This window comes from Vibrio navarrensis, from assembly GCF_015767675.1.
Taxonomy (GTDB): domain Bacteria; phylum Pseudomonadota; class Gammaproteobacteria; order Enterobacterales; family Vibrionaceae; genus Vibrio.
This window is the reverse complement of sequence record NZ_CP065218.1, coordinates 537,270-552,464: the sequence shown is the minus strand read 5'-3', so window position 1 is coordinate 552,464 and position 15,195 is coordinate 537,270. Positions and strand designations below refer to the sequence as shown.

Below are 15,195 nucleotides of genomic sequence, written 5' to 3'. Positions count from 1 at the left end.
GTATATTGTTGCTCGAAATCTAATCTGATGTTACTTTTTGCGCTGGCTCGCGTTTGCTTCTCGCTCGGCGAACAGCGGAAAAGTCCAGCGGCGAATCGCGAGCACCAATGATGTCCCGTGACGATCTTTGATATCCAGTTCATTGTCACTTTGGCAGGTAGCGTAGAACTCGCCGACCAGTTTTTGCATCTTCTGCTGCATTTTCTGGTTGCTGGGCAGCGACATCAACCCTGTTGCCATCACCAGCTTTTCATCCTCAGCGGAAAAATAGCTGTTGAAAAAGGCGTGTTGCACTTGCTGCTGGAAAAACGATTGAATGGGGCCACCGGCAATCCAGGCAAACTGCTTGGTGAGCTTTAATTTAAAGCGGTTGTTGGGTTGCAGTTCGATGATGCCGAGACGATCGAGTTGTACGCACTTTTGTATCAGATCTGGTTCACTGAACTGATATTGTTCGGCGATCTGTTTAAAGGTGTAGCCATTCACGACACACACCGCGACCAGTAGCAATGCTTTGTCGTCAATCAGCTCTTTTTCCTGCTGATAACTGAGCGCCGTTAACCCCTGTTTTTGCGCATAGGCGAGCTTAAATAACTCACTCATCTCTAGGTCGATAAGCTGGCATATACGTTCTAAACGCGCCAAGCTGATGTTGTTGCCCTCTGCCAGCAAGCGTTTCACTGAGCCTTCACTCAGATCTAAGGCCTTAGCGATGTCGGTATAGTGCACGCCGTGCAGTTTGAGTTGAGTTTTCAGTTCAGCGATCAGTTGCTGCGATTCGGTCATGTTTTTTCCCGTATGCTCTGCTGAGTGTCCAGTTTCGCCTAGTATGCCCAGCTCAATCTAAAATTGCGAACAACAAAAATGGCCCTAAACAGGGCCATGAGGGAAAACAAGCTTAGCTTTTTGCGGCAGAGGCTTCATCAACCAAATAGAGAATGGATTGATAGGGTATGCCGCTGTGATGCGACAAACCAATTTCACACGTGCGGCTATTGCTAAAGCCTCGCTGGCAATCACTGGGCACTTGCGCTTTTAACGGATGAACCGCGGCGGCGTTGAGTTCTGGCGTGGTAAACCCTTTATCGCCCGCCCAGCCGCAACACTGAATATGCTCAGGCACGATCACTTGGCTGGTGCAGGTTTTGGCCAGTGCCAACATGTCGTTTTCTAGTCCCATGCGGCGTGAACTGCACGTGACGTGCAACATGACGGTTTCGTTGAGCGGAGTAATGTGCAGATGCTCCAGCAGATACTTGCGCACAAAACCCGTAGGCTCAAGCACTTCCAGCGGCTTGCTAAACTGCTCAATACTGCGTTTGGCGCAAGGGCTGGTATCCATCAGCACCGGATAGGTTCCTTCTCGGCTAGCTTGCCACAGCACTTCTTCCAACTGTTTAGCTTTGTTTGTGGCTAATTCGTTCATCCCTTTGCTGTCGTATGGCATGCCACAACATTGATTGCTCAATTGCGCAGGGATGATCACTTCGTATCCCGCCTTGCTTATGAGTGACAATGTCACTTCGGTCAGTGGCCGTTGATCTGCCGCGCTGCTCTGTTGCCCCATGTTACGGCTGGCACAAGAGGGCATGTAAACCACTTTCTTCTCGTCGCAGCGCTGCGCCAGTGGGACTTTACCTAAGTCATGCGTATTGGCCTGCGGATATTCTGCAAACCAAATAGGCGTGGTCCCTTTGGAAAGCGAGCGCAGTCCGTTGGTCAGTTTACCGACCGTTTTTGCGCCGAGCGCCTTAGTGGCGATCTGGTTGGCTTTGAGGCCAGCGCGCGTTAGGGCGGTGGTGGCGGAAAAATGGTCCGCCGTCCATTTGGCGATCGGCGTAAATTTCTCATATTTGGCGATACGAAGTTTTTTCACCAAATCGCCAGTATTAATGCCAACTGGGCAGCGATCGGCACACAATCCGGTTGCAGCGCAAGTATCAATACCTTGATATTCAAATACTTTCTCTAATTCACTGGCTTCAACCTTTTCACCTGCGCGTTCTCTGCGCTGCAATTCACGATAGAGTACGATGCGTTGACGAGGCGAAAGTGTGAGCGTACGCGATGGGCAAACCGGTTCACAAAAGCCGCATTCAATGCAGCGATCCACCAAAGGATCAGCGGCTGGCATGGGTTTGAGGTTTTCGATGTGCGAATGGGGATTATCATTGATGATGACCCCTGGGTTGAGCAGGCCCTGCGGATCGAACAGCGCTTTGATCTGCTGCATCAACTGGTAGCCCTCACGCCCCCACTCTAGCTCGACATAGGGGGCCATATTACGCCCGGTACCATGTTCCGCTTTAAGCGAGCCTTGATATTTAACCGCGACGAGCTCTGCAACCTCATCCATAAACTTACCGTAGCGGTCAATTTCTGTTTGGCTATCAAACCCTTGAGTGAACACGAAGTGCAAGTTGCCTTCGAGCGCATGGCCGAAAATGATCGCTTCACTGTATTGGAAGCGATCAAACAAGGCTTGTAAGTCACGCACGCCGTTGGCTAAGTTTTCCACGGGAAAAGCAACGTCTTCGATAATCACCGTGGTACCGACTTCGCGTACCGCCCCCACAGCAGGGAACATGCCTTTGCGGATTCCCCAGAGTGTCGCAACGATTGCAGCATCGCTGGTGAAGGGCACCGACTCAATAATGGTGTACTCTTTTAGTGCATCCATCACAGATTTACATTGTAAATCTAACGTGGTTTGGCCGCTTGCATGAGACTCAACCAAAATAGCAGCGGCTTCGAGATCCAACGATGGAATAAAGCTCGGCATACCCGCTTTGTCGGCAACAGAGCGCAGCGCACGGCCATCCATCAGTTCCACAGCGGCCACGGGCAACTTAGATAATGTGGTCACGGCGCGACACGCTTCTTCGATGCTGGCAAAGACCAACAATGCTGAGGCTTTATTGGGGTGCTCAATCACCGTGTTGTAGGTAATTTCGGCAATAAAGCCTAAGGTGCCCTCCGAGCCAATCATCAAGTGTTCAATCACTTCAATCGGATCTTGGTAATCCACCAAGGCGTTAAGAGCGTAACCTGTGGTGTTTTTAAGACGATACTTGTGCTTAATTTTATCTGATAATTCTTTATTATCAGCCACTTGCTGGCAAAGCGCTTCAATGCCGGAGACGAGCGAAGCGTGGCTTTGCTTAAACGCAGCGATGCTGGCTTGATCTGCGGTGTTCAGAATGGTGCCATCACTAAACACGATCTTCATACTATCTACGGTGCGGTAAGAATTTTGCGCGGTGCCGCAGCACATGCCACTGGCATTATTGGCCGCAATGCCGCCGATTTTACAGGTATTGATCGAGGCGGGATCTGGGCCGATCTTGCGCTGGAAAGGCGCAAGGTATTTGTTGGCATCTGCGCCGATCACGCCGGGTTGCAGAGTGATCTTATGGCCATCGTCGATAATTTCATGCCCGCGCCAGTCATCGGTCAGTGTGATCAGTACTGAGTCGGACACCGCTTGCCCGGAAAGGCTGGTACCAGCGGCGCGAAAGGTGCAGTGCACGCCCAGTTCGCGGCAACTTTGAATGGCGAAAATCACTTCGTCGAGATCTTTGAGGCGCAGAACAATCTTGGGGATCAAGCGATAAAAGCTGGCATCGGTACCGTAAGCGAGGCGCTTGGCTTCTTGAGTGATGATTCTCTTTGGCTCAATGCGTGTCGCAAATAGCGTTTTGAGTTGTTGATAAGTGGCGTTGGAAAGGGTGTTAGCCATCATTGCTTCCTTCTTCAGTGCAGCCGATGTGTTTTTATGCTTGAAATGGCTGCGGTGCTGGGCTCACGTTTTCCAGCACCATTTCTTATATCAATCGCTTAAGGCATTTTTACCAGAGAATCGCGCGAAAGATCGCCAATGGTCTTCGCCCCTGTGAGCGTCATCGCAACGCGCATCTCTTTAGCATAGAGATCCAGCAGGTTCTCAACTCCAGCACCGCCTTGCGCCGCCAGTGCGTAAACAAACGAGCGCCCAAGCAAAGTGCAATCGGCGCCGAGCGCCAGCATACGCACCACATCTAGGCCAGTACGGATGCCTGAATCGACGAAGATTTTCAGGTCGCCTTTGACGGCATCGGCAATCCCTGGCAGCGCTTTGGCGGTCGATAAAACACCGTCCAGCTGGCGGCCACCGTGGTTCGAGACCACAATACCGTCAGCGCCAAAACGAACCGCGTCTTTGGCGTCTTCTTGATCTAAGATGCCTTTAATCACCATCGGCCCATCCCAGAAGTCGCGGATCCACTCGAGATCTTGCCACGAGATTGAAGGATCGAAGTTTTCGCCTAGCCAACCGATGTAATCTTCCAGCTTAGTTGGCGTGCCGCGATAGGTGGAAATATTGCCCAGATCGTGCGGTTTGCCCAGCAAACCAACGTCCATCGCCCAGCTTGGGTGCAGCATCGACTGAAACACGCGACGCATCGCCGCATTAGGACCGCTCATGCCAGAGTGCATGTCGCGATAACGCGCGCCCGGTACCGGCATATCAACCGTGAACACTAGTGTGGTCACGCCTGCTGCTTTGGCGCGTTCAAGCACGTTTTTCATAAAACCGCGATCTTTGAGCACGTAAAGCTGAAACCACATGGGGCGTTGAATGGCGGGGGCGACCTCTTCAATCGGGCAGACTGAAACGGTCGACATGGTAAACGGAATGCCTTTCTTCTCCGCCGCTTTCGCCGCTTGCACTTCGCCGCGACGCGCGTACATGCCAGTTAAACCGACAGGGGCAAGTGCGATAGGCATCGCCATTTTTTCACCAAAAATTTCTGTTTCTAAGCTGAGATCAGCCATGTCACGCAGCACGCGTTGGCGCAGCGCGACGTCACCGAGGTCATCGGTGTTGCGTTTGAGCGTGCGCTCGTCGTAGGAGCCGCCATCAATATAGTGGAAAAGAAAGGGAGGCAATTTGGCTTTTGCCGCAGCGCGGTAATCGGTCGAAGCAGAAATAATCATATTGGGTTCCTAGCTGTCAATCTAAGGGCGCGATTTGAGCGTGTTACACTGCTCAATCCGCTTTCACTGACTGCGCGACAAGTCGCAGTCGACATCTGAAGTAAGCTTGCCAAGCATGCGCGCCGAATCAATGTGGCGCGCGATGCCGTGCAGTGACATGGTGGTTATGGAATCATCAGGGCGTCGGTCAGTTGCAAACCATAAATCAACACCAAACCTATGATGCCTGTCATCACAAGATAGTAGAACGTGGGAATAATGGTCTTGCGCAGTGTCGCACCTTCACGCCCAAGCAGGCCGACAGTCGCAGACGCAGCGACCACGTTATGAATGGCGATCATGTTGCCGGCGGCAGCGCCCACCGCTTGTAGCGCCACCACAACGGCACTGGAAATGGTCAGGGTTTGCGCCACTTCAAATTGGAACTGGCTGAACATCATGTTAGAGACAGTGTTGGAGCCGGCGATAAACGCGCCCAGTGCGCCGACGGTGGCACTCAGTGCCGGAAACGCCGAGCCGACTAAGTCCGCAGCGAAGTTTGCAGTCGTAACGGGCATACTGGCCAAATCCGCAGCGTTAACCCCTGAGTTGATAAAGATACGCACCATCGGGATAGTGAAGACCAGAACAAAGCCAGCACCAACCAAGGTTTTGCTTGATTCACCGAACGCTTTCGCCATCGGTTTGACACTGCCCGATTGGATAAGCACGGCCAACAGCGCGACGAAGACTAAGATCCCACCCGGCAGATAGAGTGGCTGAAACGCGGTAGTGATGCCTGTTTCACCGAGAATATTGCCGGACGCAATACTGATGCCAGTGAGCAACGCTTTGAAATCGGGACTGACACGGCTGGCGACCAAAATCACCGCCAGTAGCACGTAAGGTGTCCACGCTTTGGCCAAACTCATCGGCTTGCCTTTGACCTCTTCAAGGTCGATTTTCAGTGAACCCAACCACTCCGTTGGCCATTTTTCTTCGGCTTCAAAATCCCATTGGCTTTTAGGGACCAAAAAGCCTTTTTTCGCCGCGGTTACCACAATGGCTAGGCCAAGCAAACCACCAATCAGAGACGGAAACTCTGGGCCAAGGAACACACCAGTTAGCGCGTAAGGCACGGTAAACGCCAAGCCAGCAAACAGGGCGAAAGGCAGAATGTCCAAGCCTTCGCTCCAACTGCGATTCTTGCCAAAAAAGCGGGTCAGCATCATCGCCATCAGCACTGGCATCACAGTGCCAACGGCGGCGTGAATAAGCGCGACGCTTGAAGTGATTTGCTGTAAGTAAATATCCCAGCTTGAACCGTGCGCGAGCAGGCTTTCAGTGATGTTGTGAGTATCGAGGCCTTTGTTGACACCGACGATGATCGGCGTACCGACTGCGCCAAAAGAGACGGGTGTCGATTGGATCATCATCCCCATTAACACCGCCGCGAGCGCCGGAAAGCCTATCGCGACCAGCAGCGGAGCTGCGATCGCCGCGGGCGTGCCGAATCCGGATGCGCCTTCAATGAAAGAGCCAAAACACCAAGCGATGATGATGGCTTGGACGCGCCGGTCAGCGGAAATGTCGGTAAAGCCGTTACGTATGGTGGTGATGGCGCCCGTATGTTTTAAGGTGTTGAGCAGGAAAATGGCGCCAAACACAATCCACAGCACCGACACTGTGATGCCAAGCCCCTGTACAATAGACGCCAGCACGCGTGTGCCGGACATATCCCAGAAGAATAGGGCAATGACAACGGTCAGGCCAAAGGCGACTGGCATGGCTTTTTTGGCTGGCCAGTTAAGGCCAACAAGTAGGATGGCGGCGACGACAATCGGCGAAAAGGCCACCAAGGCAAGTATGGTTTCACTCATGGGTACTTCCTCGTACTCTGACTTTCCAATCTCAGGCGAGTTCGGCTGAAATCTTGAAAATCCTTTATTGTTTTTGTAATGGGGTTGTTAATTTGTGGTGAATTTACCCCTTTATTTTTTATTGATATAGGGAAATAATGAAATTCATTATTTCCAAAAATCACATAATAAGATGCGAGCAGATGACCTAATTTTGTTTTGCCAAGTGGTAGAACAGGGCAATTTTAGTAAGGTGGCGGAAGAAAATGGCCTTACAAATTCAGTAGTTAGTAAAAGAATTGCCAGACTGGAAGAAGAGATAGGCGTGCAGCTATTGTATCGAACCACGCGAAAGTTGACGTTAACCGAAGCAGGCAAGGCGTTGTTACACAGTGCTAAAAATGTGAAGCAAGCCACGATGGAAGCGATGGACGCGATTTCCGGTTTCGGCGAAAACGTCAGCGGCCACATCAAAATGTCGGTGCCGACCATCTCGGGCGATCTGATTTTAGCCGACGCGGTGGCTGAGTTTTGCAACCTGCATCCGGGGCTAACCGTTGATATGTCGCTGGACAACCGCTTTGTTGACCTAATTTCTGGAGGATACGATCTGGTGATCCGCACTGGCTATTTGGAAGATTCCAGTCTGATCGCGCGTCACATTCTCGACTCACAGTGGGTGGTGTGCGCCTCACCCTCGTACATCGCCAAGCATGGTAAACCGATCAAACCGGATGATTTGACCAACCACAACTGTCTGCAATACGCCTATCAAACCACGGGCGCGTCAGATTGGGAGTTTAAAGGCAACAAAGGTAACTACATTGTCAAAGTCTCTGGCTGCTTTTCTACCGACAACGCCACCGCACTGCGCAAAGCGGCGCTCGGTGGCCACGGTATCGCTTATGTGCCACGTTGTTTGGTCTACCACGATTTTCGCAACGGCCAGCTGGTGGATATTTTTCCAGAGCAGGTTGGTAAAAAGCTCGGCATCTACGCCGTCTATCCATTTACGCGTCAACCACCAAACAAAGTGCGCTTGTTAATTGAACATATTCGCGCGCGCTATCTCACCATTTCGCACTATTTCTGAACTGCGATCTATTCTGCATTTCGAGGATTGTTGCCAATTTAACCTTGAAAAAGCCGCCTCTCACCCCGAATTAAGGGGTGAAATTATTCTTATTAGCAAGGAATAGCCGATGGCAGGCGATTCCTTTCAATCCAAGCATAGAAAGACCACAGGGACGTTATGCAATATATAAACACACGAAAACAAGAGCTTATCGAACACTATTTTGGCCATCCAGTCGCCGATCCTTATCGCTGGTTGGAAGACGATCGCAGCGAGGAAACCGCGCAATGGGTGGATGGACAAAATGCCGTGACCTTCGATTACTTAGCGCAAATCCCGTTTCGCCATGCGCTGCGTGAACGAATCGCGGCCAGCCAAAATTACGCCAAATACTCTCAACCGTTTGTACGCGGCGAGTATACCTACTTCTATAAAAACGATGGCCTGCAAAACCAAAGCGTGTTGTATCGCAGCAAAGGCGACCAAGGCGAGGCGCAGGTATTTCTCGATCCAAACCGCTTTTCACCCGATGGCACCACTTCGCTAGATCAGGTCTATTTTTCTAAAGATGATTCGCTGGTGGCGTACACCATTTCTGAAGGGGGCAGTGACTGGCGCAAGATCTTTGTGCTCAACACACAAACCGGTGAGCAGATTGAACCAGAAATTGTCGATGTGAAATTTACCGGCGTGGCGTGGCTCGGTAGCCAAGGTTTCTACTATTCTCGCTATGACAAGCCGCAAGGCAGTGAGCTCTCGGCGCGCACTGAGCAGCACAAGCTCTATTATCATCAGCTCGGCACCCCGCAATCAGAAGATGTGTTGGTGTTCGGTGAAAATGAGGGCGAAGTGCATCGCTATGTCTATGCTCAAACGACAGACAATGATCGCTATTTGCTGATTAGCGGCCATGAGTCGACCTCAGGTAACCGACTGTTTTATGTCGATCTGCACAGCGAGGAGCGCCAAGTCTTCACGCTGCTGGAGCATGTTGACTCGGACACCGAGCTGCTCGACGCAACCGACAGCCATTTTATCCTCTACACCAATTTGCATGCCCCTAACGGCAAAGTGGTCAGCGTGGATATTGCCAGTGGCGAGTGGCGCGATGTGATCGCCGAGCAAGAGCAGCCTTTAGAGGTGGTAGCGGCGGGTGGCTATCTGTTTGCCACTTACATGGTCGATGTGCTGTCGAAAGTGGTGCAGTACAGCTACCAAGGCGAGCTGATCCGAGAAATTCAGTTACCCGGACAAGGCAGCGCGAGCGGTCTGGAAGGGAAAAAGTCGCAATCAACGCTCTATTACACCTTCACCAACTACGTGACGCCGCCGACCATTTTTGCCTTGGATGTACACAGTGGTGAATCGGTGGTGTATCGCGAATCGAGCGCGCCATTTAAGCGCGAGGATTTTGTTTCTGAGCAGGTGTTCTACCCCTCAAAAGATGGCACCTTGATCCCGATGATTATCTCTTACAAAAAAGATATTCAGCTCAACGGGAAAAACCCGACCATCCTTTATGGTTACGGTGGTTTTGATGTCAGCCTCACGCCTGCGTTTTCCGGTATGGTGGCAAGCTGGCTGGAACTGGGCGGCGTGTACGCGGTGGCCAACTTACGTGGCGGCGGTGAATATGGTAAAGCGTGGCACAACGCCGGCACGCAAATGCAAAAGCAAAACGTGTTTGATGACTTCATCGCTGCGGCCGAATACTTGATTGAACAGCAGTACACTGACAGTGAGCACTTAGCAATTCGCGGCGGCTCCAACGGTGGCTTGTTGGTCGGCGCGTGTATGACGCAGAGGCCCGAGCTGTTTAAAGTCGCACTGCCTGCGGTGGGGGTGTTGGATATGTTGCGCTATCACACCTTTACTGCTGGTGAAGGTTGGAAATATGACTACGGTACTTCGGCGCAAAGTGAAGAGATGTTCCGCTATCTGCTGGGGTACTCACCGGTGCACAATGTGCGAGAGGGCGTGCATTACCCAGCGACTTTGGTGACCACCGCTGATCACGATGATCGCGTTGTGCCTGCCCACTCCTACAAGTTTATCGCCCAACTACAGCAAAAGCAGGCGGGAGAGAATCCTGTTCTGATCCGTATTGATGTCAATGCGGGACATGGTGCGGGAATGCCAATGAGTAAGATGATCGATCTGTCGACAGACCTATACGCCTTCACTCTGTTCAACATGGGGATCCGAGAGTTAAGCCCAGCTTAAACCCGCGAGAAAGTGAAAATGCCGCGACAGTGTCGCGGCATTTTTGTCAGCGTCTGTGAAGCCTGAGACAACTGACGGGTCGGCGGCCATGCCGAAGGTAGCTATACCTACTTTTTAATACTTCTGTTTTTTGCTTGTTGTAACGATGACTGACGTTGTTATTTATTCTGCTGTTTTGAAGACTAGCGTGTAATTACGACAAACAGATGACGCTAGGCCACTTCCTCCACCTTGAGTTGGCTATCGAGATCAAATGAGGCGCTGATCAGCTTCTTGGTGTAATCGCTTTGTGGATGATGGAAAATCGCCTCGGCACTTCCTTGTTCCATCACTTCGCCTTTTTGCATCACCAACACGCGATCTGAAAGCGCTTTAACTACCGACAGATCGTGGCTGATAAACAGATAACCGATATTGTGTTTTTGCTGCAAATCTTTGAGCAGATCAATCACGGTTAACTGCACCGAGCGATCGAGTGCTGAGGTCGGTTCATCGAGCAAAATAAACGACGGTTCAAGGATCAAGGCGCGGGCAATGGCAATGCGCTGACGCTGACCACCAGAGAACTCGTGCGGGTAGCGGTTAATCGCGTTTGGCTCCAAGCGTACCTCTTTGAGCGCTTCACGGGCTCGTTGCATCCGCTCGGCTTTGCTCATTTGGGGACGATGTACGGTGAGCGCTTCGGTGATGATCTCGCCCACCGTCATGCGTGGTGATAACGATCCGTAGGGATCTTGAAACACCATTTGCATCTCTTTCTTCAGCTCAAAACGTTGCTTGGCGCTTATCTGATGGAGATCGTTACCCTGAAATTCAATGTGTCCAGTGCAAGGCAGTAGGCCAATCAAAGCGCGGCCTAAGGTCGATTTTCCCGAACCTGACTCGCCAACAATCCCCAAGGTTTCACCGCGTTTGAGTTGCAGCGAAATGCCTTTGACTGCCTCAAAATACTCACAGCGGCTAGGGATGAAGTGAGGTTTGGTGAGAAACTGCACTCGAATATCTTCGGCTTTGAGTAGCATGGGCGCTCGCTCATCCAGCGCGATTTTGCTGCCTTTAGGGATAGCGTTGATCAGCATCTTGGTGTAATCGTGTTGCGGATTTTCAAACAGCGTCGCCGTCTCACCTTGTTCCACCACTTCACCTTTGCACATCACCAGTACGCGGTCAGCAAAGTGTTTCACTACACCAAGATCGTGGGTGATGAATAATATCGCCATGCCCATTTTGGCTTGGATCTCTTTGATAAGTTGCAGCACTTCCGCCTGTACCGTCACATCCAGCGCCGTGGTGGGTTCATCGGCAATCAAAATATCGGGTTCGTTGATCAGTGCCATGGCGATCATAATACGCTGCAATTGACCACCAGAAAATTCGTGGGGAAACTTCTTATACGCTTGCTGTGGGTTAGGCAAATGCACCAGATTAAACAGTTCCAGTACTCTCTGTTTGGCTTGCTTGGGCGAAACGGCGCGATGGCACATGATCGCTTCGGCGACTTGAATGCCGACGCGCAAATAAGGGTTGAGCGAAGTCATCGGCTCTTGGAAAATCATGCCGATGCGATCGCCGCGAATGGCGCGCATCTCTTTTTCGCTTTTTTCTAAGATCGATTGACCTTCAAAAACAATCAAAGAGTCTGGATGGATGATGGCGTTGTTAGGCAACAGCTTCATTAAGGCGCTGGAAGAGACCGATTTTCCTGAACCAGATTCGCCGACAATCGACAGCGTTTCCCCTGCGTTGAGCTGGAAAGTAACTTTTTTTACTGCATCCACGATACCGTCGTTGGTGGTAAAGCTGACGGAGAGATTCTCTACCGTGAGAATGGGTTGCGATGACATTGAAATTCCTTGTCTTAATTGAGCACTCTGGCCACTTGAGCAGCCCCTGAGTAATGATGGAGCGCCGAAAACTGGGCATGAGCGCGGCTGACATGTTCCAACTCCAGCATCCAGTGCGCGTTGCGCTGTGCACGGCAGAAAGCGGCCATGTAGGAGAGCAGCGCGTCGGTATGCTGAACTAGAGTGGAGCGTAAACGGTCGATCAACTCGCCCGATTCCAAAGCGAGAAACTGAAACAACGCATAGGTTTGATTGAGAGTGCTGAAAGCATCGTGATGCAACCCCATGCGGTTATAAATTTCAGATTGCGCGATGCTGGCGTCCCGCAGCCCGCTGAGCAGGCAGGCAAACTGGCAGGGCTTGAGTGAACAGGCCTCGGTTGCAGATTGAATATGCATAGGCAGATGTGAAAGCACATCGTTAAACAAATGGTGCGCTTCCGGCCAGTGGCCTTGTTCCATCAGCTCTTGCGCTTTGAGGTAGCGCAACCAACATTGTTCCACATCCACGGTCTCAATCCCCAGCAAAATAATTTCCATAAGTTTAAATGAAAATTATTATCAAATGCAAGTGAGTATCAAAAGCATGAACTAGGAGCCAAGCTGGTGGAAATATGTCCAGTTGTGCGGGGCTGTAGGTTAAGTCACTAAAAATCCTATTAAATCCAACTAGACTTGATGTACTGTGATGCTAGATACGCCCAACCATCTCGACAGAACGCTCAATGACCGAATTGTTCGGGCTTAGGGTAACCAGACAACAACAAGAACAAGGAGGCAGGTATGGCGATTCAAAGACTAACCGCAGACCAACTTTACTCTGTGGCCGAATTAGAACAACTGCCATGTAAGTCAACCAAAGAGTTGACACCGATCGATGAGATTGTCGGACAAGAGCGCGCGCAAAAAGCGGTCGAGTTCGCGATGTCGATCAAGGAGAAAGGCTACAACATTTACGCCATCGGTCAGAACGGTTTGGGTAAACGCACCATGATTCTGCGCTACCTCAATCGTCATCCTCATGATGCCAGCTCGCTATACGATTGGTGCTATGTGGCGAATTTTGAAGATATCCGCACGCCCAAAGTGCTTAAACTTCCCCAGGGGGTCGGGGTGCGCTTTCGTAACGACATCGAAAAGCTGATGACCAAGCTGGTCAATGCGATGCCTTTGGCGTTTGACAATGAAATGTACTTCAGCCGCGCCGACAAATTGAAAAATCAGCTGGTGCAAAAGCAAGAAGCGGAGCTGGAACGCATCTCAAAAGATGCCAAAGAGAAAGGCATCAGCCTTACGATTACCACGCAGGGCGATTATCAGTTTGTCGCGATGAATGGTGAAGAGCTGCATACCGAAGAAACCTTTGATGCGCTGAGTCGCAAAGAACAAGAGAGCTTTGGGGCCAGCATTGATGAGCTTGAAGTGAGTTTACGCTCCATGGTGCGCCAGCTTACCGAGTGGGAAGAGGCGTACACTGAGAAGATCAAAAAGCTCAATGATGATGTGACGCGTGATGTGATCACCCACTTTATCAAGCAACTCAAACTCGACTATTCACAATATTCGGAGATCAAAACCTATCTCACCGAGCTGCAAAAAGACATCATTGAGAATGCTGACATCTTTTTGGAAGAGAGCGGTGAGCAAGGGGAGATCGCTTCGGCTGCGTTGGATAAAAGATTGCCACGTCGTTACAAAGTGAACGTGCTAGTCAGCCGCAAAACCGACGAGTTTCCTATTGTGGTGGAAGAGACGCCTAACTATCACACTCTGTTTGGCTCGATTGAAACCGCGACCTTTAAAGGCACAGTGTTTACCGACTTTTCGCTGATTCGCGCAGGCAGTTTGCACAAAGCGAATGGCGGCGTGCTGCTGATGGATGCGCAAAAAGTGCTCGAGCAGCCTTACGTTTGGGATGGCCTAAAACGGGCGCTGCGCTCACGCCACCTCAGTTTTACGTCGCTGGAAAAAGAGGTCACGCTGACTGGCGCGGTATCGCTCGATCCCGAGCCTATCCCACTGGATATTAAGATCATTTTGTTTGGTGACTATCGCACATATCAACTGCTGCAACACTACGATCCTGAGTTTAGCGAACTGTTTCGTGTCACCGCCGATTTCGAAGACGAGATGAAGCGCACTCCGGAATCCGAGTTGCACTACGCGCGTTTTATCTCCAGCGTGGTGCATGACAACAACATGCTGCATTGCGATAAAAAAGCCATTGCACGCATCATTGAGCACAGCTCGCGCATCGTCGCTGATCAGGGCAAACTTTCCCTGCATTCGGCGCACATCGCCAATCTGCTACGTGAGTCGAACTACGTGGCGAAGCAGTCCAATTCCAACATGATCCGCATCGGTCATGTGGAAGAGGCGCTGAGTAATCAAGAGATGCGTGTGAGCCGCTTAAAAGACATAGTGATGGAAGGCTTTATCAATGGCACCACCTTGATCCACACCGAAGGGAAAGCGGTCGGTCAGGTCAACGCGTTGTCTGTGATCAGCACCGGTGACCATGCGTTTGGCGCCCCCAACCGCATTACAGCCACTACTTGCTATGGTGATGGCGAAGTAATTGATATTGAACGCAGTGTCGATCTCGGCGGCAGCATTCACTCCAAAGGGGTGATGATCCTCTCTGCTTATCTTTCGTCGGTGTTCGGCCGCAATGCGCGTGTGCCCTTAACCACCACGATTACCTTTGAGCAATCATACGGTGGCGTGGATGGCGACAGCGCTAGTATGGCGGAATTGTGCGCGGTGGCGTCGGCATTTTCTAAACAGCCAAATCGTCAGGACATTGCGATCACCGGATCCATGAACCAGTTTGGTGAATCGCAGCCGATTGGCGGGGTGAACGAGAAGGTCGAAGGTTTCTTTGATGTGTGTGTGATCAAAGGACGTCATCCGCAGCAAGGTGTGATCATCCCGCGCTCTAACGTGCATAATTTGATGCTGCGCCCGGATATTGTGCGCGCAGTAGAAAAAGGGGAGTTTCACATCTGGGCGATTGAACACGTCACCGAAGCGATTGAAATCTTCACTGGCAAACGGGCTGGTGAGCCGACCGACGATGGCAGCTACCCGATCGATACCATCTTTGGTATCGCCCAAGCGAAGCTCAACGCACTACGCAAATAAGCCTTTCAAGGGTCACGTAAAAGTGGCCCTTCTCTTTTTCCTACCCAAATGACTATTTTTCTTCACAATCTGACACATCTTGTCATAAGGATAAT

Annotated in this window: 9 protein-coding genes; 3 read left to right on the top strand and 6 right to left on the bottom strand. The window is 51.1% G+C overall.

What is annotated here, in order from left to right; translation table 11 throughout:
- Positions 1-30: 30 nt before the first annotated feature.
- The 4 genes from I3X05_RS19155 to I3X05_RS19140 all read right to left on the bottom strand — a co-directional run bounded on the left by I3X05_RS19155 (position 31) and on the right by I3X05_RS19140 (position 6,836).
- Positions 31-786, bottom strand: a complete 756-nt coding sequence (locus tag I3X05_RS19155) for a helix-turn-helix domain-containing protein (RefSeq protein WP_337971423.1) — start codon at positions 784-786, stop codon at positions 31-33.
- A 112-nt stretch (positions 787-898) separates the two neighbouring features.
- Positions 899-3,742: an FAD-binding and (Fe-S)-binding domain-containing protein gene (locus I3X05_RS19150; protein WP_337971422.1), complete on the bottom strand. Its 2,844-nt coding sequence runs from the start codon at positions 3,740-3,742 to the stop codon at positions 899-901.
- A gap of 95 nt (positions 3,743-3,837) precedes the next feature.
- Positions 3,838-4,977: an FMN-dependent L-lactate dehydrogenase LldD gene (lldD, locus tag I3X05_RS19145; RefSeq protein WP_337971421.1), complete on the bottom strand. Its 1,140-nt coding sequence runs from the start codon at positions 4,975-4,977 to the stop codon at positions 3,838-3,840.
- A 164-nt stretch (positions 4,978-5,141) separates the two neighbouring features.
- The gene (locus I3X05_RS19140) at positions 5,142-6,836 is read right to left on the bottom strand and encodes an L-lactate permease (RefSeq protein WP_337971420.1); all 1,695 of its coding nucleotides are present in this window, start codon (positions 6,834-6,836) and stop codon (positions 5,142-5,144) included.
- Between the two features lie 172 nt (positions 6,837-7,008).
- On the opposite strand from I3X05_RS19140, the gene I3X05_RS19135 reads away from it, so the two are divergent.
- A complete protein-coding gene (locus I3X05_RS19135) occupies positions 7,009-7,908 on the top strand; it encodes a LysR family transcriptional regulator (protein ID WP_061898938.1) in 900 nt (299 codons plus the stop codon).
- A gap of 159 nt (positions 7,909-8,067) precedes the next feature.
- Positions 8,068-10,113 (top strand): prolyl oligopeptidase family serine peptidase, encoded by a 2,046-nt coding sequence (locus I3X05_RS19130; RefSeq protein WP_337971419.1) that lies wholly within the window; start codon positions 8,068-8,070, stop codon positions 10,111-10,113.
- 212 nt (positions 10,114-10,325) lie between these two features.
- Here I3X05_RS19130 and I3X05_RS19125 read toward each other — a convergent pair whose 3' ends face one another.
- Positions 10,326-11,957, bottom strand: a complete 1,632-nt coding sequence (locus I3X05_RS19125; RefSeq protein ID WP_045568659.1) for an ABC transporter ATP-binding protein — start codon at positions 11,955-11,957, stop codon at positions 10,326-10,328.
- Between the two features lie 14 nt (positions 11,958-11,971).
- Positions 11,972-12,466: a hypothetical protein gene (locus tag I3X05_RS19120; RefSeq protein ID WP_193167981.1), complete on the bottom strand. Its 495-nt coding sequence runs from the start codon at positions 12,464-12,466 to the stop codon at positions 11,972-11,974.
- 273 nt (positions 12,467-12,739) lie between these two features.
- Between I3X05_RS19120 and I3X05_RS19115 the strand changes: the two genes are divergently transcribed.
- Positions 12,740-15,100, top strand: a complete 2,361-nt coding sequence (locus I3X05_RS19115; RefSeq protein WP_193167979.1) for a Lon protease family protein — start codon at positions 12,740-12,742, stop codon at positions 15,098-15,100.
- Positions 15,101-15,195: the final 95 nt, after the last annotated feature.